Annotated in this window: 22 protein-coding genes and 3 pseudogenes; 15 read left to right on the top strand and 10 right to left on the bottom strand. The window is 45.4% G+C overall.

Annotation, left to right across the window (positions count from 1 at the left end):
* Positions 1–21: 21 nt before the first annotated feature.
* Both IPJ02_11505 and IPJ02_11500 read right to left on the bottom strand, forming a co-directional pair.
* Positions 22–807 (bottom strand): annotated as a pseudogene (locus tag IPJ02_11505) (class I tRNA ligase family protein).
* 138 nt (positions 808–945) lie between these two features.
* A pseudogene (locus tag IPJ02_11500) lies at positions 946–1,374 on the bottom strand (class I tRNA ligase family protein).
* 253 nt (positions 1,375–1,627) lie between these two features.
* Between IPJ02_11500 and IPJ02_11495 the strand changes: the two are divergent.
* From IPJ02_11495 to IPJ02_11470, 6 genes and pseudogenes are all read left to right on the top strand, one after another.
* Positions 1,628–2,506, top strand: a complete 879-nt coding sequence (locus IPJ02_11495) for a hypothetical protein (protein ID MBK7376156.1) — start codon at positions 1,628–1,630, stop codon at positions 2,504–2,506.
* Positions 2,507–2,529: 23 nt separating this feature from the next.
* Positions 2,530–2,793: a DUF3098 domain-containing protein gene (locus tag IPJ02_11490; GenBank protein MBK7376155.1), complete on the top strand. Its 264-nt coding sequence runs from the start codon at positions 2,530–2,532 to the stop codon at positions 2,791–2,793.
* 72 nt (positions 2,794–2,865) lie between these two features.
* The gene (locus IPJ02_11485) at positions 2,866–3,660 is read left to right on the top strand and encodes an undecaprenyl-diphosphate phosphatase (protein ID MBK7376154.1); all 795 of its coding nucleotides are present in this window, start codon (positions 2,866–2,868) and stop codon (positions 3,658–3,660) included.
* A gap of 67 nt (positions 3,661–3,727) precedes the next feature.
* Entirely contained in the window at positions 3,728–4,147 is a 420-nt protein-coding gene (locus IPJ02_11480; protein ID MBK7376153.1) for a hypothetical protein, read from the top strand.
* 108 nt (positions 4,148–4,255) lie between these two features.
* Entirely contained in the window at positions 4,256–5,542 is a 1,287-nt protein-coding gene (locus IPJ02_11475) for an MFS transporter (GenBank protein ID MBK7376152.1), read from the top strand.
* 3 nt (positions 5,543–5,545) lie between these two features.
* Positions 5,546–6,431, top strand: a pseudogene (locus IPJ02_11470) (MBL fold metallo-hydrolase).
* A 2-nt stretch (positions 6,432–6,433) separates the two neighbouring features.
* Here IPJ02_11470 and IPJ02_11465 read toward each other — a convergent pair.
* Positions 6,434–7,231 carry a DUF3108 domain-containing protein gene (locus IPJ02_11465; GenBank protein MBK7376151.1) on the bottom strand — a complete coding sequence of 266 codons (798 nt, stop codon included), beginning with the start codon at positions 7,229–7,231 and terminating at the stop codon, positions 6,434–6,436.
* A complete protein-coding gene (locus IPJ02_11460; GenBank protein MBK7376150.1) occupies positions 7,231–8,214 on the bottom strand; it encodes a flippase-like domain-containing protein in 984 nt (327 codons plus the stop codon). Before IPJ02_11460 ends, IPJ02_11465 begins: the two co-directional genes overlap by 1 nt.
* A 34-nt stretch (positions 8,215–8,248) precedes the next feature.
* Between IPJ02_11460 and ruvC the strand changes: the two genes are divergently transcribed.
* From ruvC to IPJ02_11445, 3 genes are all read left to right on the top strand, one after another.
* Positions 8,249–8,812, top strand: a complete 564-nt coding sequence (gene ruvC / locus IPJ02_11455; GenBank protein ID MBK7376149.1) for a crossover junction endodeoxyribonuclease RuvC — start codon at positions 8,249–8,251, stop codon at positions 8,810–8,812.
* 71 nt (positions 8,813–8,883) lie between these two features.
* On the top strand, positions 8,884–10,155 hold the full coding sequence (locus IPJ02_11450; protein ID MBK7376148.1) for a hypothetical protein: 1,272 nt from the start codon (positions 8,884–8,886) through the stop codon (positions 10,153–10,155).
* 10 nt (positions 10,156–10,165) lie between these two features.
* Positions 10,166–10,852, top strand: coding sequence for a response regulator transcription factor (locus IPJ02_11445; protein ID MBK7376147.1), 687 nt, complete (start codon positions 10,166–10,168; stop codon positions 10,850–10,852).
* Here IPJ02_11445 and IPJ02_11440 read toward each other — a convergent pair.
* The 4 genes from IPJ02_11440 to IPJ02_11425 all read right to left on the bottom strand — a co-directional run bounded on the left by IPJ02_11440 (position 10,849) and on the right by IPJ02_11425 (position 13,183).
* On the bottom strand, positions 10,849–11,238 hold the full coding sequence (locus IPJ02_11440; GenBank protein ID MBK7376146.1) for an HIT family protein: 390 nt from the start codon (positions 11,236–11,238) through the stop codon (positions 10,849–10,851). The two genes, IPJ02_11445 and IPJ02_11440, sit on opposite strands and share 4 nt — an antisense overlap.
* 79 nt (positions 11,239–11,317) lie before the next feature.
* Positions 11,318–11,791, bottom strand: coding sequence for a transcription elongation factor GreA (greA, locus tag IPJ02_11435; protein ID MBK7376145.1), 474 nt, complete (start codon positions 11,789–11,791; stop codon positions 11,318–11,320).
* Between the two features lie 85 nt (positions 11,792–11,876).
* Positions 11,877–12,809, bottom strand: a complete 933-nt coding sequence (locus IPJ02_11430; GenBank protein ID MBK7376144.1) for a hydroxyacid dehydrogenase — start codon at positions 12,807–12,809, stop codon at positions 11,877–11,879.
* Positions 12,806–13,183 (bottom strand): RidA family protein, encoded by a 378-nt coding sequence (locus IPJ02_11425; GenBank protein MBK7376143.1) that lies wholly within the window; start codon positions 13,181–13,183, stop codon positions 12,806–12,808. Before IPJ02_11425 ends, IPJ02_11430 begins: the two co-directional genes overlap by 4 nt.
* Before the next feature lie 67 nt (positions 13,184–13,250).
* Between IPJ02_11425 and IPJ02_11420 the strand changes: the two genes are divergently transcribed.
* From IPJ02_11420 to IPJ02_11405, 4 genes are all read left to right on the top strand, one after another.
* A complete protein-coding gene (locus IPJ02_11420; protein ID MBK7376142.1) occupies positions 13,251–13,865 on the top strand; it encodes a hypothetical protein in 615 nt (204 codons plus the stop codon).
* Complete coding sequence (tsaB, locus tag IPJ02_11415; GenBank protein ID MBK7376141.1) at positions 13,866–14,546, top strand: tRNA (adenosine(37)-N6)-threonylcarbamoyltransferase complex dimerization subunit type 1 TsaB; 681 nt, start codon at positions 13,866–13,868, stop codon at positions 14,544–14,546.
* Positions 14,547–14,664: 118 nt separating this feature from the next.
* On the top strand, positions 14,665–15,021 hold the full coding sequence (locus IPJ02_11410; GenBank protein MBK7376140.1) for a helix-turn-helix transcriptional regulator: 357 nt from the start codon (positions 14,665–14,667) through the stop codon (positions 15,019–15,021).
* 91 nt (positions 15,022–15,112) lie between these two features.
* Positions 15,113–16,516 carry an MBL fold metallo-hydrolase gene (locus IPJ02_11405; protein MBK7376139.1) on the top strand — a complete coding sequence of 468 codons (1,404 nt, stop codon included), beginning with the start codon at positions 15,113–15,115 and terminating at the stop codon, positions 16,514–16,516.
* 102 nt (positions 16,517–16,618) lie between these two features.
* Here IPJ02_11405 and IPJ02_11400 read toward each other — a convergent pair whose 3' ends face one another.
* Together IPJ02_11400 and IPJ02_11395 are read right to left on the bottom strand one after the other, a co-directional pair.
* Positions 16,619–17,377: a response regulator transcription factor gene (locus tag IPJ02_11400; protein MBK7376138.1), complete on the bottom strand. Its 759-nt coding sequence runs from the start codon at positions 17,375–17,377 to the stop codon at positions 16,619–16,621.
* Between the two features lie 10 nt (positions 17,378–17,387).
* On the bottom strand, positions 17,388–21,056 hold the full coding sequence (locus IPJ02_11395) for a histidine kinase (GenBank protein MBK7376137.1): 3,669 nt from the start codon (positions 21,054–21,056) through the stop codon (positions 17,388–17,390).
* 417 nt (positions 21,057–21,473) lie between these two features.
* On the opposite strand from IPJ02_11395, the gene IPJ02_11390 reads away from it, so the two are divergent.
* Positions 21,474–22,841: a tail fiber domain-containing protein gene (locus IPJ02_11390; GenBank protein ID MBK7376136.1), complete on the top strand. Its 1,368-nt coding sequence runs from the start codon at positions 21,474–21,476 to the stop codon at positions 22,839–22,841.
* Positions 22,842–22,889: 48 nt separating this feature from the next.
* Positions 22,890–23,456, top strand: a complete 567-nt coding sequence (locus tag IPJ02_11385; GenBank protein MBK7376135.1) for a DUF2807 domain-containing protein — start codon at positions 22,890–22,892, stop codon at positions 23,454–23,456.
* The last annotated feature ends 33 nt before the right edge of the window (positions 23,457–23,489 follow it).

The following is a 23,489-nucleotide window of genomic DNA, read 5'->3' as shown; positions in this document are numbered from 1 at the left end:
GTAATTCACTTTGCGTTTGCCGATGCCAAGTTCTTCCACTTTGTTCACTGCAACGCCGATCGCATCCTTCATCAGCATACCATTCAAAAAACCCGAGTTCTCCAGCACAGCCTCTTTTGTAGGATTTGCTTCCCCGCCATTGTAATGGCTACCGATGATGTTGGTGATGGGAATATTAAAATGTTTTGCAAAAGTAAAATCACGCTGGTCGCCGCAGGGCACCGCCATGATGGCGCCGGTACCATAACCGGCCAGTACGTATTCGGCCGTCCAGATAGGGATCTCTCGTCCATCAAAAGGATTGATGGCATAAGCACCCGTAAAGCAACCGGTGATCGTTTTTGCTTCGGCCAGACGTTCTCTTTCACTGCGGCTCTTTACGTAGGCTAAGTATTTTTCTATTTCTTCTTTCTGACCTTCGGTTGTTATTGAAGCAACCAATTCATGCTCTGGTGCAAGCACCATAAAATCAACTCCAAATATTGTATCGGGCCTGGTGGTGTACACCTTAACTCCGAACTCATAACCCCTAACTCCAAACTCTACTTCCGCCCCTTCACTTTTCCCGATCCAGTTGCGCTGCATCTCTTTCATGCTTTCACTGAACTCAACTTTCTCCAGCCCTTCCAGCAGGCGGTCGGCATAAGCTGTTATCCGCAAGAACCACTGGCGCATCTTTCTTTTCTCTACCGGGAAACCTCCCCGTTCACTCACCCCGTTCACCACTTCATCGTTTGCAAGCACCGTTCCCAGGGCTTCGCACCAGTTCACTTCGCCATAAGCGCTGAAGGCAAGGCGGCGTTTCATCAGTACCTCGTCCTGCTCTTTTTTGGAATAGGCATTCCATTGCGCTGCCGTGAAATTCTTTGATCCTTTCGTTTCGTATTTTTTTATAAGGTCGCTGATGGGCCTTGCTTTCTTTTGGGTATTGCAGAAATAACTGTTGAACAGTTGCAGGAATATCCACTGTGTCCATTTATAATAACCCGGATCGCTGGTCTGTACTTCCCTGTCCCAGTCGTAGCAGAAACCGATCTTATCCAGCTGGCTTTTAAACGTGGCTATATTCTTCCGGGTGGTCTCTGCCGGGTGCTGGCCTGTTTCCAGTGCATACTGCTCGGCCGGCAAACCAAAACTGTCGAAGCCCATAGGGTGGAGTACATTGAAGCCTTTCAGTCTTTTATACCGGCTGTAAATATCGCTGGCGATATAGCCCAGCGGGTGCCCAACGTGCAGACCGGCACCGCTTGGATAGGGGAACATATCCAGCACATAGTACTTTGGCCTGGGGGAGTCGTTAACTACTTTATACCGCTTCTTCTCTTTCCATTCGCTTTGCCATTTCCTTTCAATCTCTTTAAAATCGTATTCCATTACTTATTGAATATTGTCTGTTTACTATTGAATATTTGCCGCTGCGCTGTTGCTCACTATGTACAAAACCTCCCGGCAAAATGTGAATGAAAAGTTATTTATCCTTCATTCAAACACCCATACATCCGTTCATAAAAATAAATCAGGCAGGCAATCGTTTCGAAGTCAGCAAAAATACGGCAAAGCAGCTAAAAACCTTTATTTTTGCGGCTCATGAAAAACCTTGATCGTACTAACTCCCAAATGAATTAAAATGGCTCAATTCGGAAAAGCAAGCAGTAAACGGGGCAAACCAACCTATGCGTATGCCATCATTGGTGTATCGCTGGTGCTGTTCCTGTTCGGCATTGTCGGCTGGTTCTTTTTAAACCTGCGCAAAACCGGCGACTATGTGAAGGAGAACATACAGGTGCATGCCTGGCTTAATCCCAATGCACCTAAAAAAAGCATCGACAGCCTGAAGAATTATGTAGCGGCCCTGCCCTATGCCAAAGACGTGGAATATGTGACCCGGGAGATGGCCATTGCAAAATGGAATGCGGATAATGATACCACCTGGAGAAAATTCCTGGATGAGAACCCCCTGCCCGAGAGTATTGATTTTTATGTAAAGGCCGATCACGTGGAGAAAGACAGCCTGGATGCCCTTTCGGCTGACCTGCTGGGCCGTTATCCCGGCATCGTGAAGGAATTCCAGTTCCCGACCGAAACCCTGGCTCAGGTAAGCAAATTTGTAAAAACAGCTGCTTATATCTTCCTGGTGGCCGCCATCGTATTGACGATACTGGTGGTCTTTTCCATTGACAACACCATCCGGCTGGCCATGTACAGCAACCGGTTCCTGATCAAGACCATGCAAATGGTCGGGGCTACCCGCTGGTTCATTGCCAAACCCCTGAATATTAGGGCCATCATCAATGGGCTGATCGCATCGGGTATTGCCATTGCGGCGGTGTGGGCAACCATTACCCTCATCGAATCACTGGCGCCGGGCTTTAAAGTGCTGCACGATAATACCAGCATGCTATTGCTGTTCCTGATCATCATTGTACTTGGCATCAGCATTACCCTGGTAAGCACTCACCGATCGGTAATTAAATACCTGCGCATGAAATTGGACGATTTATATTAATTTGCGTCCTCAACCAAAAACAAATGAGCAAAGAAAAAAAACAGGCACAGGCAGGCAGCAACCCGAATCCGCTGTTTGGAAAAGAAAATTATATGTGGATGCTGATCGGGCTGGCCGTACTGGCCCTGGGCTTTTTTTTAATGGCCGGTGGCAAAAGCAGCGACCCGAAGGTTTTTAATACCGACGAAGTGTACAGTACCACCCGTATCACCATCGCTCCCATTCTGATCATTGCCGGTTTCGTGATTGAGATATTTGCCATCATGAAGAAATCGAAAAGTAATTAAGAATTAAGAATTATTAATTAAGAATGAATAGCGGAGATAATCACTTCGCTTTTTTATTTTACCCCGATTCAAATGGATACCATTCAAAGCATCATCATCGCCATAGTGGAAGGATTGACCGAATTCCTGCCCATCTCTTCCACCGGCCACATGATCATTACTGAAAAACTGCTGAACCTTTCCGAAAATGATTTCAGCAAGGTTTTTACCGTGGCCATTCAATTAGGCGCCATACTGGCTGTGGTGGTCCTGTACTGGAAAAAATTCCTTGACTTTAAGAACTGGCAGTTCTATGCCAAGCTTGCTGCGGCGGTAATGCCCGCCATCCTGCTGGGTTTATTGTTCTCAAAAAAGATCGATGCGTTGCTGGACAGTTCCCTTACCGTTGCCATAACGATGCTGGCCGGGGGCATCATCCTCATCTTCATTGATAATGTTTTTAAAGTACATACCATTGATGACGAAAAAGATGTTTCTTTCCCAAGGGCCTTCCTCATCGGGGCATGGCAATGCCTGGCCATGATACCAGGCATCAGCCGCAGCGCTGCATCCATCATTGGCGGCATGCAGCAGAAACTCACCCGCAATGCAGCGGCAGAATTCTCTTTTTTTCTTGCCGTACCCACCATGCTGGCGGCCACGGGCTATAAGCTATACAAATACTACAATGAAAACGGGGGTTTTTCTGCCAACGAGGTAAAACAATTGGCCATTGGCAACGTGGTTGCTTTCATTGTCGCCCTGCTTGCCATCAAATTCTTTATCGGGTTCCTGAAAAAGCACGGGTTCCGCGTTTGGGGCTATTACCGCATCATCGTAGGCATCCTCTTACTGGTACTGATACTTACCGGATACATCAGCCGGTAAAATACCCAACGTTGGGTATTAAAATAAAAGCCGTTTGTACCTACCTATGTGGTTCAAACGAACCATTATGAGATCAACCTGGATTTTAATGCTGGTTTCCATCCTTGCAACAGGTCTGGTAAGCTGCCGGCAATATGGCAAAGAATATAAATTAGACAACCTCCACAACGTGTATTATAAAGGCCAGGGCGTAGATGAAGCCCTTGCCAAAAAATTAGCGGAATATCTTAAAGAGCAGGAATATTTCCAGGACAGCATTGAATCCACCGTTCAGCTGGTGAAACTGAAAGACACATTCAACCTGAACTTTGTAGTGGATGCCTCCAAAATAACCAGCGGCTACGAAAATAAATTCCTGTTGTTTGGCGGTTTTATTTCGGAAAAGGTTTTTAACAAGGCCCCGGTAACCATTCAGCTCACCAACAACCGGCTGGAGCCTTTTAAAAATCTCGGGTACGCCAAACCCATCTCCGATCTTGATAAATGAGCCATTGCTAACTGCTATTGCATGCCCGTACCCCCGCCCTGGCGGGGGTTATTTTTTGCAGCGAATACAATGATATTTGCTATTTTGAGGGCATCTTAATAAAGAACCATGCAGACTGCTTCCAAAAAAATTATCAATGGATGGGCCATGTACGACTGGGCCAACTCCGTTTATAACCTGGTCATCACCACCACTTTTTTCCCTGCTTACTATGCCGCGATGACCGGGGTTAAAAATTTCCCGGATGGCATTTCATTCTTAGGCCGCCGTTTTGTGAATACCGAGTTGAAGGATTATGTGCTTGCATTTGGTTTCCTGGTCATTGCGGTTCTGTCGCCCGTACTTTCATCCATCGCAGATTACAAGGGCAACAAGAAGAATTTCATGCGGTTCTTTTGTTACATGGGTGCCGCCAGCTGCTCGCTGATGTTTTTTTTTGATGAACACCATGTAACACTCGGCCTCATGTGCCTGATGTTTGCCGGCATTGGATTTTATGGCAGCCAGGTATTTTACAATTCTTACCTGCCCGAGATCGCAGCAGAAGAAGACAGGGACCGTATCAGTGCCCGGGGATACAGCTTTGGATACATCGGCAGTGTATTGATGCAGATGGTGGGCTTTGCGCTGGTGGTGTTTATGCCCGAAGGAGAATTACCGTTAAAGATAACCTTCCTGCTGGTAGGCATCTGGTGGGTCTGCTTTGCACAGATCACATTCAACCGGCTGCCCATGAGCCCCAAAACAGAGCGAAAAAGTAAAAAGCATGCACTGGTGAACGGGTTTCATGAACTGCAGAAAGTATGGAACCAGGTAAAACACATGCCCAGGCTGAAGCGGTTCTTAACCGCCTTCTTTTTTTACAGCATGGGTGTGCAAACAGTGATGCTGGTTGCCATTGATTTTGGCATCAAGGAACTGAAACTGGAAAATACCAAGCTGATCATTACCGCAGTCATCATCCAGCTGGTTGCCATTGCAGGCGCTGTTGGCATGAGTCGCCTTTCTGAACGGTATGGAAATATCCGAATACTTTCCCTGACTGTCCTGCTATGGATCGGCGTATGCATAGCCGGTTATTTCATGCAGACAGAAATGCACTTTTACATCATTGCCTCATTGGTAGGACTGGTGATGGGTGGTATCCAGTCGCTCAGCCGCTCAACCTACAGCAAGCTGATGCCTGAAACAAAAGACACGGCTTCCTTCTTCAGCTTTTACGATGTGACCGAAAAACTGGCCATTGTAATCGGCCTGTTCAGTTTTGGTTTTATTGAAGGAATGACGAATAACATGCGGAATTCCATTTTAGCGCTGATCGTATTTTTTGCACTGGGTCTTTTATTTTTGATATTTACATACCGGGCACAGAAAAAACAAGAAATAACCTTTTAAGAAATGAGACTTCATACCATCAACACCGGTTATTTCAAATTAGACGGCGGCGCCATGTTTGGCGTGGTGCCCAAGAGCATGTGGAACAAACTGAACCCGGCCGATGAGAACAACATGTGCAGCTGGGCATTGCGCTGTTTATTGATCGAAGAGGAAGGAAAACTTATCCTGGTCGATAACGGCATGGGTGATAAACAGGATGCCAGATTCTTCGGGCATTATTACCTGCATGGCGATGACTCCCTGGATAAATCGCTTGCTGCTCATGGATTCAGCAAAGAGGATATTACCGATGTTTTTTTGACCCACCTGCATTTTGACCACTGCGGGAAGTATCGTACGGGAAGGAGATAAATTGGTCCCGGCATTCAGGAATGCCACGTACTGGAGTAACGAACGTCACTGGAAATGGGCCACCGCTCCCAATGCCAGGGAAAAGGCCAGTTTTTTAAAGGAAAATATTCTACCTATACAGGAAAGCGGGCAGTTACGGTTTTTTGACCTGGGCAGTGAATCGTCTGCCGTGAGTGATGGCCCTGTCCCACGCCTCACAACTCACGACTCACTACTGATCAAAGGCCTTTCCTTCTATACTGTAAACGGCCACACCGATGCCATGATGCTGCCCAAAATAAATTACAACGGGAGAACGGTGGTGTACATGGCCGACCTGTTGCCTTCGGCAGCACACATACCACTGCCCTATGTGATGAGTTACGATATGTTCCCCCTCACCACGCTGAATGAAAAGCAAGCTTTCCTTACGGAAGCTGTAGAAAATGATTATGTGCTGTTCTTTGAGCACGACCCTAAGCATGAATGCTGCAACCTGCAGATGACCGAAAAGGGGATCAGGCAAAAAGATGTTTTTAAACTCAGCGACCTGTAAAACTACCGCACGCTTATCAGGGAGGTGAGCGGGTGCCGCAGGTTCTTATACGACATCATATCCACTTTAATGCTGCCCACGGCTATGGGGCTTTCCACCCGCAACAACAAATGGTTGGGATCGTCACTTAACCAGGCGGTCATTTTTTCGCCCCCCTCAAAAATGGTCCCTTTGATCAGCAGGGGTTTTATCTTGATGGCATTGAATTTACCAAACCTGGTCTTGATCTTTTCTTTTCCCATGTAGCGGATATAGAGATGAAACACCTCATCATCAAGGAACATATCAAAAGGGATCTTGTCCTCGGCCTTGTATTTACTGAAATCAATATTACGGGCATAATAAACTGAACTTACCACATCCTGGATGCAATCGGTAACATTAAAAACACCATTGGTGCTCACAGCGGTCTTTGTGCTTTGATTAAATGTTACATTATTGTATTTCTTGTATCCTCCCTCATCCACATTTCGTACAAATTTATACGGGAGCATGGTAGCCGTATCCACATAACTTTCATACTTATCCCTTACTTTAAAGAAATTATCAAAGAAAGAATAAGTCTTGCCATCGCCGGTGAAATGGTATACCGGTTTTCCATTGAACCGTTCCAATGAGGCAGTGAAGACCGCTTCCCCGGCACCCACGTACATTCCCAGGGTGCTGTAAAAGACCTTCATCCGTACTTCTTCATCGGCTTTAAAGGCGGTGTTGCGGATATTGCAGAACTTTTCATCTCCCTGTGTAAAACCCAGGCAACATAAACAGGTAACCAGTAAACTCAATTTGGCGTATTGCATCATTTTTCTTTCCTTATTTTGATTCCCAAAATTAATAAACTGCCGATCACCGCAGGTATGAACAGGTTTACAAACCATATACCAAATGTTACCGTCAATATACCCAGCAGGTTGTTGCTGTAAAAGAACAATGTTTTTGCCACCGTACCACGTATCCCCAGGTCGGCCACTGCAAAGGATGGGATGATGGCCAATATCCAGAACATAACGGTGATCAGCCAGAATCCTGTCCACACATTTTCCTCCACATGCAGCAACTGAAGCATAAAGATGTATTGCAAAACGAAAATAATATAGCGGAACAGAGAAATGGAAAGCAACCTTAACAAAACTTTTGCTTCAAACGTTTCCAAAACGTTAATGTATTTGGAAAACCGGTCTGCATATGGCAGTTTTTCCAGCAAACGCACCAGCCAGTTAAGCCGGAAAAAAAATATCATGAAACCGGCCGTTGCAAAGATACTGCCGTACAAAAAGATACGCAGCCAGAAAAATGAGATCCCCATCAGTGTGGCAGATTCATCCATGGTGAATAATAGCCAGGTCAAACCAAGACAACCCATCAGCATGGTGATGATGAGTTGTGCAATACTGCCTGCAATGGATAGGGTGACTGCTTTTATCCGGTTGCCTTCATTCACAAAAAGTATGCGGCCCCCGTATTCGCCTACCCGGTTGGGGGTATTCAGCGAAAGCGTAACCCCGCACAAAACGGATTTGAACGCCGTAAAAAAGCCCATGGGCTGAACGGCATGCATCAGCAATTGCCATTTACGGGCTTCCAGTCCCCAGTTTACAAACACAAAGGTGATCACCAACCAGAATTTCCAGGCCAGCGGGCCAAAGGGCATGGTTTTGATGAGGGCAATGGATGCGTCAATATCGGGCTGGCCCTTCACCTGCTGGTAAAGCGAATAAAACAACCAGGATGCCAGCAAAGGGGCAATAATCCATTTGAGCAATATTTTGATACTTTTGTTCAATACACAATGTTACTTTAATTATTTCATCAGGTAATTGGAAAAGAAAACAAACATTATTTTGGGTATCGACCCCGGCACCATCATCATGGGCTATGGCCTGGTGAAAGTACAGGGCAACCATATAACGCTGCTGGAGATGGGTGTATTACAGCCCGGCAAAATAAAAGACAGTTATAAAAAACTGCAACTGATCTTTAATACCGTAAGCGGACTGATCACAAAATACCAACCTGATACCTTTGCCATTGAAGCTCCCTTCTTTGGCAAGAATGTACAAAGCATGCTGAAATTGGGAAGGGCACAGGGTGTAGCCATTGCCGCAGCCATGCGTCATGGACTGGAGGTAACGGAATATTCTCCCAAAAAAGTAAAGCAATCCATAACCGGTAACGGCAATGCAGCAAAGGAACAGGTAATGAAAATGCTGCAGCAGATACTGGCTTTTAAAGAAGACCCCAAATATTACGATGCCACAGACGCACTGGCAGTAGCAGTTTGTCATCATTTTCAGCAAAAGACCGTGGTACCTGGTAAAGGGATCAAAGTAAGCGGATGGAAAGATTTTATAGCAAAGAATCCGGGGAAAATAAAAAAGTGAGGTGCTGGCTTAACCCGTTCTTAACAAAATTATCCTCCATTTCATAAAACCTTTGCAGTAAGTATAAACCAATGGTCATCCGTTCAAGAACATTGCGGCTGGTAATTCTGATCAGTACGGTCCTGATTACCATCATCATTGCCATCCAGCTCATCTGGCTGCAGAAGGTTTATCTGTATGAAGAGAAGCAGTTCAACATCAATGTATCGAAAAGCATACGTGCCCTTTATGCCGACATGGAACTGGTGAATGATGTGTCGGACAATGTGCAGAAAGTGGTTGAGAATATCAACCCCGATGTTTATTTACTGAAGATCGACTGCAGCCCCGACCTGGACAAGCTCTGGGTGAACTTAAAGGGGGAACTCACGGACTTTGATGTGTATTCCGATTGCCGGGCTGCTATTTACAGCCACGAACAGAACAGGTACATAGTAGGAAAATACATTGACCTGCCGGATGCATACCACGAGGCTTTAAAGGAAAGCGATCTGCCCCTGATCAAAAAAGATTATTCGTATATCATCCTTTTTTTTCCTCACCGGGGACAATATATCATCAAACAGATGCTGTTCTGGATCGCTTCCGGGGGATTGCTGCTGCTGGTATTGGTTGGTTTCGGATTCAGTGTCTTTTATTTCTACCGGCAGAAATTCTATAACGAAACACAAAGGGATTTTGTAAATAATTTCACCCATGAATTCAAGACCCCGCTGGCTGTAATTAAGATCGCATCGGATGTGCTGCAGCAAAAAAACATCGTTGAAAAACCCGAACGCCTCAGCAACTATGCCGGCATCATCAGCGAGCAAACATCCCACCTGCAGGCACAGGTTCAGCGCCTGCTGGAAATTGCGTACACCGACCGGAGTTCATTACCGCTTGAGAAAGAGAATTTTGAAGTGAACACATTGATCCGGGAAGCCATCAACGACCTGCAGCCGCTGGTAGAACAAAAGAATGCGGTCATTAAGACCAGTTTTTCGATCCCCGAGATACTGGTCAAGGCAGACAGATCCTATTTAAGGCTCTGCTTCATTAACCTGATAGAAAATGCGATCAAGTATGCTTCCGCCCCCGTCATACAGGTAAGCACCGGGCTGAAGGGAACGGATCTTGTTGTATCGGTGGCAGATAACGGCATTGGCATAGCACAGGAACACCAGAAAAAGATATTCGACCGCTTTTACCGGATCACGGAAGGGGAACTGCATACCAGCAAAGGTTTCGGGCTCGGCCTGAATTTTGTTAAGAAAGTGATCGATACCCATAACGGGAAGATCGAACTGGAAAGTGAACCGGGAAAAGGAAGCACGTTCACCATTATTATTCCATGTACCTAAACCAGGCATTATGGCAAAAGCTAAAGTATTATTGGCCGAAGATGACCTTTCACTGGGATTTGTGATAAAGGATTCTCTCCAGGACATCGGTTTTGAGGTAACGCATTGCCCGGATGGGGAAGCAGCCTGGCAGCAGTTTCAGAAAAAGGAGTTCGACATCTGCCTGCTGGATATCAACATGCCGGTACGGGATGGTTTTTCGCTGGCAAAGAAGATCCGGCAGCAAAGCGATGTGATCCCCATCATTTTCTTAACGGCCAAAAGCCTGCAGGAAGATAAACTGAAAGGTTTTCAATCCGGCGCCGATGATTACATAACAAAGCCATTCAGCATTGAAGAACTCATTATGCGGATGGAGGTTTTTTTACGCCGTACCAAAAAGCTGCAGGCCGATACCGTGGAGATATACCAGCTCGGCAACCTGAAATTTGTTTTTAATGAACTGAAGATCTATACCCCAACGGATGTGCTCACCCTCACGCAGAAAGAATCGGACCTGCTCCGTTTTTTTGCCCGGCATGAGAACAAGGTCTTAAAACGGGAAGAAGTTTTACTGAATGTGTGGGGAAAGGACGATTATTTCTTAGGCAGGAGCATGGATGTGTTCATTACAAAGCTTCGTAAACATTTTAAGGCCGACCCCCGTATCGTACTGGAAACGATACACGGTGTCGGGTTCCGGCTTACGGTAAGTTAAAGCACAGCCAGTATCTTCTCCTGCGCCGCTTTCAGATCATCTGCTGAACAGGTAAGTTTAGGCCTTGTAAAATTCAGGTCGTTCGATGAATTGATGGGCACCAGGTGCATGTGTGCATGCGGCACTTCCAGCCCGATGACACTGATGCCGCAACGCCTGCAATGAAAAGCCTTTTCAATGGCATGCGCAACAGGTTTTGCAAAAACCAGCATCTCGGCCAGGTAATCATCCGGCACATCAAATATTTTATCTACTTCTGTTTTAGGTACCACCAGCACATGGCCTGTAACCAGTGGCTCAATGTCCAGGAAAGCAATGAACTTTTCACTTTCGGCGATTTTGAAAGAAGGTATCTGCCCGGCAATGATCTTTGAAAAAACAGTCATAAAAAATGTTTTGATAAAGATACGGCACAAAAAAACCCATCGGCCGGTTAGCAGATGGGCTGAAAAAGTATTTTAAAAATCACAGGTCAATGCGCTCTACCTGGAATTTAAGGACGCCGGCTGGCACCTGCACATCTACGGTCTCCCCCACCACTTTTCCAAGCAGGGCCTTTCCGATAGGAGATGTCACAGATATTTTTCCCTGTTTAAGATCGGCCTCATTTTCGGATACGATCTTATACGTGACCTTCTTTTTTGTATTAAGGTTGGTGAGGGTTACGTTGGTGAGTATGGAAACCTTGCTGGTATCAATATTTTTTTCATCCAGTATCCGGGCATTGGCAATAACGCCTTCCAGGTGCTTGATTTTAGCTTCCAGCATTCCCTGTGCTTCTTTGGCCGCATCGTATTCCGCGTTCTCTTTCAGATCACCCTTTTCCCTGGCCTCCGCTATGGCATGGCTGGCAGCAGGCCTGTCAACCGCTTTCAAATGCTGCAGTTCTGTTTTTAACCTTTCAAACGTTTCTGCCGTTACATAATTGGTGCCACTCATAACATTCAATTTAGATAAACAAAAAAAATACAACGCCCCAGGTATACTAAGGCGTTGCACGTGTATTACAAAAGTAGTAAAATTTTTATATTCCAAGCTTTTCTATAAGAACCTGGCCCATCTTATAGAAAGCCTCTGCTGAATAACCGGCAATATGCGGCGTAAGCAGTACATTGGGCTGACTGGTAAGGAAATTCATCTCCTCCTGCTGTTGGGAACTAAGTGTATCCAGTTTCTCATTTTCCAGCACATCCAATGCAGCACCGGCAATATCCGATCGGCGAAGTGCTCCGATCAAAGCAGGGGTTTTTATAACATGTCCCCTGGACGTATTAAGGATATATGGTTTTTGCTGCAGGGCATTGAAAAAACCTTCATCGGCCATGTACGTTGTTTCATCCGTCAGCGGAAGGTGAAAACTGATCACATCCGCATAACGGCAGATCTGTTCCATATTGGCTTCCTTTATATAGCCGGTCCCGAAATCAAATTTGTATTTATCGTATGCCAGCACCGTTACATTAAAAGAGGACAGGAGTGCAGCAAAAGAACTTCCGGTATTACCATACCCGATTATTCCTACTGTTTTACCGGTTAACTCGGTGCCCCTGTTCTCATCCCGGATCCATTTACCCTGTTTGATCTCCCCGTAGCTGCTGCATATCCGGTGCAGCAGGCTCAGCAACATGCCCAATGCATGTTCAGCCACTGCATTCCGGTTCCCCTCCGGGCTGCTTATGCAGCGGATCCCCTTGCTTTCGGCATAGGCTACATCGATCAATTCCATCCCGCTGCCCGTTCGCCCGATCCATTTAAGACGGATTGCTGCATCCAGTATCTTCCTGTCAATACCGATCCTTGTTGTTACAATCAGGCCCTCTGCCTGCGGGGCCATTTGCAGCAATTCATCATAACGGATAAGCGGGAGATAAAGAACGGTATAGCCCTTCTGCTGGAAAGTATCAATAAGAGACTGGTGAACCCTTGCTGTGATGATTATTATTTTTTCCGTACTCATTGGGAGGCGATCATACTGATTTCTACATTCACATTTTTGGGTAAGCCTTTTACGGCAACCGTTTCCCTTGCCGGAAAGTCTGATTCAAAATAGCTGCCGTAAATCTCATTTACTGAAGCAAACAAACCCATATCACTCAGAAAAATGGTTGTTTTAACCACATTCCCAAAATGCATGCCGGCAGCAGTAAGAATGGCCTGAAGGTTCTTCATCACCTGCTGTGTTTCTGCCGATATATCGGCATTTGCCATTTCGCCGGTTCCCGGTATCAATGCAATTTGCCCGGAGATGAACAGCATATCGCCTGTTTGAACAGCCTGGTTATAGGGGCCAATGGGAGCAGGTGCATCGGGGGTATTGATTATTTTTTTCATATTCAGGTTTATTTTCAGAATTGCAAATATATCTTTTCTCAACCACCTATTTTTGTAAAAAAATATCATGCAAATCGTTGTTGCTGCCCCGGATGGACAATGGGAAGAGTTGGTTCGGACAAGACCCCAGGTTGAGTGGCGGCGGGTAAATGACAGCAGTGAATTCGTTAACCATCCATCTGCGGATGCTTTTTTTAATTTAACAGGCAACCGTCTCCCGGCCGGTCACAGCATACCGGGAAAACCCGTCATCGTCAATTCGGTTGTTGAAACACTGGGCGAATCCAATGCCCCGGAAAATGTTTTACGGATAAATGGCTGGCCTGGTTTTTTACAAAGGCCTGCCTGGGAAATTTCCGGTAAAGTTGACGGGCACATAAAAGCTGTTTTTGAAACCCTGAATATACGTTTACATGTTGTAGCGGATGAGCCCGGATTCATCTCGGCAAGGATCATTGCCATGATCGTGAATGAGGCATACCTGGCCGTTTCAGATGAAGTAAGCACAAGAGAGGAGATCGACACCGCCATGAAACTTGGCACCAATTATCCGCATGGACCATTTGAGTGGGCTGCTTCCATCGGCAAAGGAAATATTTTAGCCTTACTTGAAAAATTATACCTGGCAGATAAACGATACCAACCCGCTGACCTGCTGATAAAAGAAGCAACTAAAAAATAGATGAGCCTCATCCTGAATATTGATACATCCACTGAACAGGCGCATACCAGTTTTGCGGAAGACGGCTGTGTACTGCAGTATCTTTTAAATGAATCTCAAAAAGACCATGCTTCTTTTTTACAGTCTGCCATTTTGGAGCTTCAAAAGATCACGGGAATTAAACTAAGCACTATTGATGCTGTAGCAGTTACTGCAGGCCCGGGTTCATACACCGGGCTGCGGGTGGGAATGGCAAGCGCCAAGGGTTTATGCTATGCTTTAAAAAAACCACTGATCGCTTTAAATACCCTTGAGGTTTTAACCGCTTCTGCAACCCTTGTTCACAGACCTGGCGATGAGCCGATTCTTTTTTGCCCCATGATCGATGCAAGAAGAATGGAAGTGTTTACGGCGATCTATGATAAAGACCTGGATCCATACCTCAGCCCCCGGCCACTTATACTGAATGAAATGTCATTTGAAAAGGAATTATCTGTCAATAAGATCCTGTTCTTTGGAAGCGGTTCTGCCAAGTGGGAATCCGTTTGTAACCATCCGAATGCATTTTTCCAGAAGGTCTTGATTATGCCAGAAGGCATGAGCAGGCTCTCCGATCTGTTCTTTTTAAAAAAACAATTTACAGACCTGGCTTATAGCGAGCCGTTCTATCTGAAAGAATTTCAAACACTTAGCAGTAAATAGCAGGGCCATCCTGCAAAAACATGATATATTTCATGTTAATATACTAGTTGCATAAACAATTATTAGTATATTTGTGCGTTCAACATTGTTCAAGCATATTTAAAATTTAAATCTTATGATGGTTTCGTCTCAATCAAATGAGCAGGAGACTACGACCGCTCCTGCCGACGCATCAACAAATTCTTCCATTAATGTAGATTATCATGCGCTGAAAAAAGCAGCATTGGTGTTACGTGCCTTAAACCACAAGCTTCGCCAGCAACTACTTAAATTGATCGAAGAGGAAAAAAAGATCACTGTTACGGAAATTTACGTTCGCCTGCGGCTGGAGCAATCCGTTGCATCCCAGCACCTGGCCATTCTGCGTAAAGCAGGTATCGTTACAACGGAACGTGACGGAAAATTCATCTTCTACATGGTCAACTACAAGCGTATAGATGAGATCAGCCAGTTTGTAAAAAACCTGGTTGGCTAAAATTCTTTGAAAAGTTTAATTCAAAGCGGGTGTTAAAAACATCCGCTTTTTTTATTTTACCTTTACGGGCCAGATTTTTAAAACTACTGTCATGTTCATAAAACAACTGTATACGGGTTGCCTCAGTGAGGCCGCTTACTACATAGAAAGCGAAGGCGAAGCAGCCATCATAGATCCGTTACGTGATACGGATGAATACATCGGGCTGGCCAAAGAAAGGAACGCCGGCATAAAATATATTTTTGAAACACATTTTCATGCAGACTTTGTAAGCGGCCATATAGACCTGGGTAAAAAAACAGGTGCGCCCATCATTTACGGGCCCGGTGCAAAGACCAATTATGAGGTTTACAACAGCAAAGAAAACGAGATCTTTAAACTCGGTAAACTAAGTATCCAGGTACTGCACACTCCCGGGCATACGCTGGAAAGCAGTTGTTATTTGCTGCGGGATGAGCAGGATATACCCCATGCGATCTTTACCGGCGACACCTTGTTTGTGGGAGATGTTGGCCGCCCTGACCTGAGCAGCGGAAACATGAGCAGTACGGAACTGGCGGGCATCATGTACGATACCATTCAGAATAAGATTCTTCCGCTGGCAGACAATGTATTGGTTTACCCTGCACATGGGGCCGGCAGCAGTTGCGGAAAAAATATGGGCCCGGAAACCTTCAGTACCATCGGCGAACAAAAGAAAACAAATTATGCCCTGCAGCCGCAGTCAAAAGAAGATTTTATTGCTGCTGTTACAAAAGGGCTGGGCATTGCGCCAAAATACTTTGCCATCAATGCCCGGATAAATATGCAGGGATACGAAAGCCTGGATGCTGTAAAACAAAAAGGATTGACGGCTCTTTCAATAACGGATTTCAAAAAACTCATGAACGAAAATGTACTCATCCTGGATACAAGAAATGCAGCTGTATTTACAAAAGGATTTGTACCCGGCAGTATTTTCATCGGGCTGGAAGGCCGCTTTGCAGAATGGGCCGGAAGCCTGTTGTCTTTTGATAAGCCAATGATACTGGTTGCTGAACCGGGAAAAGAAGAAGAATCTGTTGTGCGCCTGTCAAGGGTTGGTTTTGATAAAATGCAGGGCTGCCTTGAAGGCGGATTTGAAGCATGGCAGGCCGCAGGAGAGACGGTTGACATGATCATTGATGTGGAAGCCGATGAACTGGCCATGGACATACCCCACGATCCCAACCTGCTGGTGGTGGACGTAAGAAGGGAAACTGAATTTGCGGATGAGCACATCAAAAATGCCCGGAACCTGCCCTTAAATGAAATGAATGATGTGGTGAACCTGGCGCATTTTGAGGATACTCAAAACCTATATGTGCACTGTACAGATGGTTACAGAAGCGTGATTGCCTCTTCACTGTTAAAACGTGAAGGCGTACACAACCTGCGAAACGTATTGGGTGGATGGGGAAAGATCAGGGAACAGGAAAATATTAAAACAGAGAAAGAAACCAGTGTACTTAACTGATCATTCCTGCCCCTGCAAAAACTAACCCGTGAATTCCCTTGCCGGCCCCCGGCGGGGGGTCTGTTCAGGTGACCGGTCCGGCTGGTTTTAAATTTGATCCGGTCAGTATTTGTATATCTCTTTTACCTTCAGCAGGAACTGTTCTTTCTTCCGCCTGCTTACTTCAATTTCAGCATTATTGCTCATGATTACCGTGCCCCCTTCTCCCCGCTGGTACTCCTTAATATGCCGCAGGTTAATGAGAAATGATTTATGAATTCGGAAAAAACTGGTATCCCCGAGTATGTTCTCATATTCAAGCAACGGTTTTGAAACGGTAACTGTCTTTTTATCCTCCAGGTGAAAAACGGTATAACTTCTTTCTGCTTCACAATAAAGTACTTCGTCCAGTTTCAGGATGATGAAACCCTTTATCGTTGGAAGACATAACCGCATTTCGGAAGGCTGCCCTGCTTTGCTGATATTGTACAATAAGGTCTCTGTCAGTTCAGCCTTATTCCCTTCCTGTAATCGTTTTTCAACCCGGTGCACTGCTTCGATCAATCGGTCTTCATCCACGGGTTTCAGCAGGTAATCTGCTGCGCTGTATTGCAAAGCCTGCAGCATGTACTCATTGTGGGCTGTTACAAAAATGATCTCAAAGAATTTCTCCTGCAACTCAGCAACCATTTCAATGCCGCTTTTACCCGGCATTTGTATATCCAGGAAAACAACATCCGGTTTGAGCATTTCTATTTGCTGCCTTGCCTGCACAGCGTTGGTACAGGATGCAATGATATTTACTTCCGGACAATGCCGTTCCAGCATTTTTTGCATGGCTTTTATACCATCCTGTTCATCATCAACCAAAATTGCTTTCATAAAAAAGTATTTACCCGTTACTGATTTCAAATTCAAGTGTGGCCCGTGTACCCTGTTCATTGCCGGGTACGTCACCCAGGTCGGTAATAACAAGTCTGCATGCCACTTTGTATTTCTCATTCAGGATCTTTATCCGGTTACGCAGGTTGTCGAGCCCCACGGAACGGTGATTGCCTTTGTTCTGTTCTTTGATCCGTTGCGACTGCCGGATACCAATCCCGTTATCCTCAATGATACAGGTGATCTTGTTTTCACTGCGTGTAAATGAAACAGCGAGTTTCTTATCGTTCTCCGATTGCAGGAGTCCATGCCATATGGCATTTTCCACCAAGGGCTGGATCATGAGGGATGGAATACCCGTTTCTTCCGGATCAATATCTGCAGCAACTGAAATGGTCCAGTTGAATGAACCGTCGAACCGCAGCTGCTCCATGCCGAGGTAAGCCTTTAAGTATTCAATATTTTCAGCCAGTGTTACAAAAGCTTCCTTGGAATGGTTCAACGTCATCCGGATCATCAGCGCAAACCTGCTCAGGTAACGGGATGCCTTTTCATTATCACCATCGAGGATCATACGCTTAATGCTGTTGAGCGCATTGAAAATAAAATGAGGATTCATCTGGGCCTGCAAAGCAGATAATTTTGCCTCTGCCAGCTGTGCATTGATGTTTGCCAGTTCCCGCTGTTTTACTTCCAGTATCTGTTCGGATTCCAGCTGTTTCAGTTTATTGCCGATCAATGTGGCAATCGTGGTAAGTACCTTGATATCCCGTTCCGTGAAATAACCCGCTTTGTGATGTTCGGAATCAATGATACCAAGCAATTCACCATTATGAATGACCGGAACACAGACCTCGCTTAACCGGAAGGCTTCATCCACCCGGTAACGACCGTCTTCTCTTGTATCCTGTATCAGCACGGGCTGCAAGGTTTGCATCACATGCCCTACCACACCCTGCCCGGGAATCACATCAAACAACTGTGAGGAAATGATTTCCGGATCGCCCTTTGGCCCATACGCTGCTTTCTGCACCATTTTTGTTTTGTCCTCATTCCACAGGTAGATCATGCAATCTTCATAGTTCATCTGGCCGATGAGGTTACCTGCCACATCCCAAAGCACTTCCTCCGCCGTTTTTTTACCAGCGAGCGAGGAAGAAAAATAGTGCGTGATCTGTTCCAGTTCATACCGGTTTTTATAATCCTCTGCCTTCAGTTTTTCCATTTGGGTTTTTTGCATTTCCTTTTTCCGGGCCAGCTGTGTTCTCCACTGTATGACCAGGAATACAAATTTCATGGCCAGTAACAGGGCCAATGCCCTGAACCAGGCTTTCTGCCAGTACGGAGGGAATACTTCCACGGTGATCTCATTTACCTGTTCATGCCAGCGGTTATGAACAGAAAATATCTTCACCTGTATGCGGTGAATGCCCGGAGAAAGATTGGAAATGCTGAATGATTGCTGGCTTCCCAATAACTGCCATGGTGAATCGCTGTTCTTCACAACCCGGTAAGCATAATGCTGGTTGCGGCCATCGGTGAAATTGATGCTGCCGATGGTGATCATCAGATCATTCTGCTTCCAGGAAGTTGTGATCTTATCACCCGGAAGAAAAACATTCTTGTTTCCGCCGATCTTCAGGTTTTCTATGAATACAGCGGGTTGCTTTCCGGGCATCAATATTCCGGAAGGATCAAAGCGCACGGCTGCATTGAAAAAACCAACATACAATTGCCGCTCTGTACTGTCGTAAAACAGGTTGGAGCCCTTCATGACCGGCATATCCGGGAACCCTTCCTCCTTTCCAAAACTTTTTATCTGTAATGTTTCAAGATCCATACTGGCCAGACCGGAATAACAGGACATCCATAGTTTATTGCCGATGATCAGCATGGAGCCAATATTGTCATCCGGCAATCCATTGCTGCGGGTAAAATGCCGGAAAGATTTTTTTTCAATATTATAGCTGACCAGGCCGTTGTTGGCACTACCAAACCATATGGTATTCCCCTTATCAATCTCCATTGCCGTGACCTGCCTGTCGGGCATTTTTATGAATGGAAAGGAATCGATCTTAAGATCAAACCTGTTCTGTGAGATGTTATACCGGGTTATGCCATGTCCTGCCACCCAGATATTCCCGGCATTATCTTCCCGGATAGCCACCGGTATTGCCGGGATGGGCTTGGTCTGCGGGACCAGGGTAAATTTTTGTTTCAGGAGATCATACTGGTACAGGTTTATGGAACTTATCCATAGATTATTCTGGCTGTCCCTGTACAGATCATTTACCCAATCTCCATCACTCCATCCCTCCGGTTTCAACGCTGTCAGCGTTCCGTTCTTTTCATGGTAGAGAAACAGAGCCCCGTTCGTCCCTAAAAACAATACAGACGGACTGACGGAGGATATCCTGAAAACACTGTTAACCCCGTGTGACCTTTCATAATTTTTAAAGAGTACCTGTTCTTCAAACTGAAATGTTCTTTTATCAAATACCAGCAGTCCTGCCTTGGAGTTGTTGCCGGCATATACTTTTTGTTCACTGGCATATATTGCACTTATACGTATGTTTGGAAATGAGCTTTCAAGCCCTTCGGGCAAATGAGCAACCTGCACTTTTGAACGGATATCATCCTGCTTAAACAGGCCCTTATTGGTGGCCACCCATAAATTATTATCGCGGTCTGTAAGCAAGCCATAGCAAAGCGATGTTTTAAAATATTTTTCGGGAAATATCCTGATCGCCCCTGTTTGCTGATTCAGCTGCATTTTATAAAAACCCGAAATATGCCCCGTAATATAGAAGACACTATCATTTGCTGCAGCCAGCCGGGAACGCCAATGAACCTCATCCTTGGTAAAAACGAATGGCACCTTTGAAATGGTCTTCCTATTGCCGGGGATGTTAATATGGAAAATGCTGTCACTGTTCATTTTTGTGACTACCATGCTTCCCCGTTTCGCCTGAAAGAAGCGGTAAAATGTGGTGGGATAGTCTAAAAATCCATCCAGCAGGGGATAATCTCCTGCCTTTAACTTCGTCAATTTTTTTTCCCGCCTGGCATAAATATAAAGTCCGTCAATAGCAGTTATAAGCAAATGCTGGTCATCCAGTTCCACCAATTCCCTTCCGAATGCAAAATAAGCCAAAGGAACCTGGTCGGCTGTATAGTAATCGAACCGGTATGCCAGTTTTTGCTGTTTATCAAAATGGTAAAATCCCGAGCGGTTAAGAATGAATATATTTCCCTGTTCGTCACCAAGCATTTCAGGGAGCAAATTGAATTTAGACTGGTACTTTCTGTCGGGATATGGTATGAAGAGGTTATTGGTATGGCCAGTCCTTGTATTGATGATATGTATCCCCGCGGTATAGAATGCCAGCCGTTCCTTATCGAGCCATTTTAACCCGAAAAATTCTTCTGAAGCCGGTGAAAGGCTGTCGCCGGTACTATGATACTGCACAAAACGTGTACCATCGTAGCGGTTCAACCCGGATGCGGTAGGCAGCCAGATATAACCGGCCCCGTCCTGCGCAATACCGGTTATGGTGTTATCGGAAAGGCCGTCAGCAGTTGTGTAGTTCGTAAATTTATTTTCGGCAAAATACTGTGCTGCCAACGGGTTACCCGAAATCAAAAAAAAAGCAATAAGATAAACAGAGAGGCGCATCATTGGCAAAGCTGTTATTTCACTGGTTAAAGTTAACAACTTACTCTGCAAAATCACCCCTACATAAGGCCCCGGCATGGGTCTGCCGCCGATGGGAAAGCCAATGCCTCCTTTAAAATACCTGATACCGCAATTGGAAAGAACCGGGCATCAAAAAATATTTTTTATGGGCCATCCGAAAGGGAAAAAAAGATGGCCGTTTGGAAAAAGGCAACCCGGAATGGTTGCACCGGATATTAGGTTTGTACCCTAATCGTAAAAAAATGAAAAAAAATTATTCTTTTCGCAACAGGTATTTTTTCGGCCTCCGTACTGTTTTCGCAGCATATAGGCATTGGCACAACCGTTCCCGCCTTTAAGCTGGATGTATCGGGCGGCAGTATCAATACCGATTCGCTTTACCGCATTGGCGGCAATGCTGTGCTGTCGGTAAAAGGAACGTCCAATACGTTTGCAGGTGTTAACAGCGGCTTATCCAATACCACCGGAAATTCCAATACCGCACTGGGATTTAATTCTCTTTACAACAACACAGCAGGCAATTTTAATACCGCCACCGGCGTGGACGCACTGTTTTCCAACACAACCGGTACTTATAATACAGGTATGGGCTGGCATGCACTGCGTACCAATACACTTGGAACGGCCAACTCGGCATTGGGTGAAGCATTGGAATACAACAGCACCGGTTCATATAATACCGGAATAGGTCACGGTGCACTTTACCAGAATACTACTGCAGATGCCAATACCGCTGTAGGTGCGTTTGCCTTGCTTAATAATACAACCGGCCATTCTAACTCGGCATTTGGTGTAGATGCCATGCGAAACAATACAACCGGAGGGCAGAATACGGCTTATGGTGTTCATGCTTTGTATTCCAATACGACTGGCTGGAGAAATACAGCCGTTGGGTATGATGCTTTACTTTACACCACTTCGTTTGCAACTAATAATACAGCAATAGGGAATGAGTCGCTCAAAAACAATACTACCGGGGAAAACAATTCTGCACTAGGTTCAGGAACATTATACTCCAATACAACCGGAGAGGAAAATACTGCCGTTGGGATCAATGCACTTGGGTTTAATACAGCAGGCTGGAATAATGTAGGAATAGGTAATGCTGCACTCCGGCATACCACTTCGGCATCCTACAATGTGGCCATGGGATATGCTGCCGGAGCAGTTGCCAACCTCGGTTGGAATAATACCATGATCGGAAGTGATACCAGGGCGGATGCGGATGGGACTTTTAACAGTATTGCCCTTGGCAGTTCAGCACGTGCTACAGCAAGCAACCAGGCAAGAATTGGTAACAGCTCTACGGTATCGATCGGTGGATTTGTCAACTGGACCAATATCAGTGATGGTCGTTTCAAAAAGAATATACAGGAAAATGTGAAGGGACTCGGATTCATCCTGAAGCTACGGCCTGTCACGTATTTGCTGGACGCAGCAGCCCTCAGTAAAAAACTGGATGAACAGAATGGGCCGTCATGGAATAGTGATATGCAGAAGGGGCTGGCAGAAAAGGAAAGAATGATCCAGTCAGGTTTTGTGGCCCAGGAAGTGGAACAGGCCGCTAAAGAAACAGGTTATGACTTCAGCGGAGTGGATAAACCAAAGAACTCCTCTGATCTTTACGGCCTCCGCTATGCAGAGTTTGTTGTGCCGCTGGTGAAAGCCGTTCAGGAGCAGCAACAGGTTATTCTGTCCCAGCAGAAAGAGATCGCAGAAATCAAAACAATACTGAATGATATCATCAAAAGTACCAGCAATAAATAACGGCTCACGCCAGCCAGGAACCAATTTAATAACCATTACTTATAAAAAATGAAAACGAAAAGCAAAAAGCAATACCGGATGATATACAAAAAAGTATTCGCAAACGTCTTATTCCCGTTATCGGTCTTATTGATCTCAATGACGGCCCATTCACAGGAAAAGGCCTCCCGCCAATATGAGCGCAGGCAAATAAACATACCTGAAAATTTCCGGGAAGTGGAAGTGTATGGAGACATAAAGTTAATACTGACAAATACCCCGGCCAACAACCTGGTACTGGATGGAAAAAATAAAAATACAGCTTGTGTAAAAACAATATGCAGGGATGGGAAACTGATCATTGATGCAGGCAGGTATCATCGTTTCTCCAGGCTTACCGTGTATTTAGGGGTCGGGGATATAAGATCAATCGTGATAAATGGCGATACCAAAGTGCTTTCGGAAGGAATGGTCAGAACCAAAGACCTTGAGATCCTGCTGGGCGGCAATGCTTCCGTTTCGGTAAACTTTGCAGGAACATTAAAGATAACCCCGGCCGAAGGAATTGATATGGAATACATAAATTATTCGCAAAAGAAAACAAGCATTGTTTCACCGGCCGCAGATGCAGATTGATGTTTGGATGAAATGATATTATGAATCGCATGG

The sequence above is a fragment of the Chitinophagaceae bacterium genome, assembly GCA_016710165.1.
Classification (GTDB): domain Bacteria; phylum Bacteroidota; class Bacteroidia; order Chitinophagales; family Chitinophagaceae; genus Ferruginibacter.
This window is presented reverse-complemented; position numbering and strand designations above follow the sequence as displayed.

What these genes read in the sequence shown, in the direction of transcription:
- IPJ02_11495 (MBK7376156.1), top strand. Translation starts at nt 1,628, where the DNA reads ATGGCTCAATTCGGAAAAGCAAGCAGTAAACGGGGCAAACCAACCTAT.
- IPJ02_11430 (MBK7376144.1), bottom strand. Translation starts at nt 12,809, where the DNA reads ATGAGTACGGAAAAAATAATAATCATCACAGCAAGGGTTCACCAGTCT.
- IPJ02_11410 (MBK7376140.1), top strand. Translation starts at nt 14,665, where the DNA reads ATGGTTTCGTCTCAATCAAATGAGCAGGAGACTACGACCGCTCCTGCC.
- IPJ02_11440 (MBK7376146.1), bottom strand. Translation starts at nt 11,238, where the DNA reads ATGACTGTTTTTTCAAAGATCATTGCCGGGCAGATACCTTCTTTCAAA.
- IPJ02_11395 (MBK7376137.1), bottom strand. Translation starts at nt 21,056, where the DNA reads ATGATGCGCCTCTCTGTTTATCTTATTGCTTTTTTTTTGATTTCGGGT.
- IPJ02_11485 (MBK7376154.1), top strand. Translation starts at nt 2,866, where the DNA reads ATGGATACCATTCAAAGCATCATCATCGCCATAGTGGAAGGATTGACC.
- IPJ02_11480 (MBK7376153.1), top strand. Translation starts at nt 3,728, where the DNA reads ATGAGATCAACCTGGATTTTAATGCTGGTTTCCATCCTTGCAACAGGT.
- IPJ02_11450 (MBK7376148.1), top strand. Translation starts at nt 8,884, where the DNA reads ATGGTCATCCGTTCAAGAACATTGCGGCTGGTAATTCTGATCAGTACG.
- IPJ02_11475 (MBK7376152.1), top strand. Translation starts at nt 4,256, where the DNA reads ATGCAGACTGCTTCCAAAAAAATTATCAATGGATGGGCCATGTACGAC.
- tsaB (MBK7376141.1), top strand. Translation starts at nt 13,866, where the DNA reads ATGAGCCTCATCCTGAATATTGATACATCCACTGAACAGGCGCATACC.
- IPJ02_11420 (MBK7376142.1), top strand. Translation starts at nt 13,251, where the DNA reads ATGCAAATCGTTGTTGCTGCCCCGGATGGACAATGGGAAGAGTTGGTT.
- IPJ02_11490 (MBK7376155.1), top strand. Translation starts at nt 2,530, where the DNA reads ATGAGCAAAGAAAAAAAACAGGCACAGGCAGGCAGCAACCCGAATCCG.
- greA (MBK7376145.1), bottom strand. Translation starts at nt 11,791, where the DNA reads ATGAGTGGCACCAATTATGTAACGGCAGAAACGTTTGAAAGGTTAAAA.
- IPJ02_11445 (MBK7376147.1), top strand. Translation starts at nt 10,166, where the DNA reads ATGGCAAAAGCTAAAGTATTATTGGCCGAAGATGACCTTTCACTGGGA.
- IPJ02_11465 (MBK7376151.1), bottom strand. Translation starts at nt 7,231, where the DNA reads ATGCAATACGCCAAATTGAGTTTACTGGTTACCTGTTTATGTTGCCTG.
- IPJ02_11425 (MBK7376143.1), bottom strand. Translation starts at nt 13,183, where the DNA reads ATGAAAAAAATAATCAATACCCCCGATGCACCTGCTCCCATTGGCCCC.
- IPJ02_11405 (MBK7376139.1), top strand. Translation starts at nt 15,113, where the DNA reads ATGTTCATAAAACAACTGTATACGGGTTGCCTCAGTGAGGCCGCTTAC.
- IPJ02_11400 (MBK7376138.1), bottom strand. Translation starts at nt 17,377, where the DNA reads ATGAAAGCAATTTTGGTTGATGATGAACAGGATGGTATAAAAGCCATG.
- IPJ02_11385 (MBK7376135.1), top strand. Translation starts at nt 22,890, where the DNA reads ATGAAAACGAAAAGCAAAAAGCAATACCGGATGATATACAAAAAAGTA.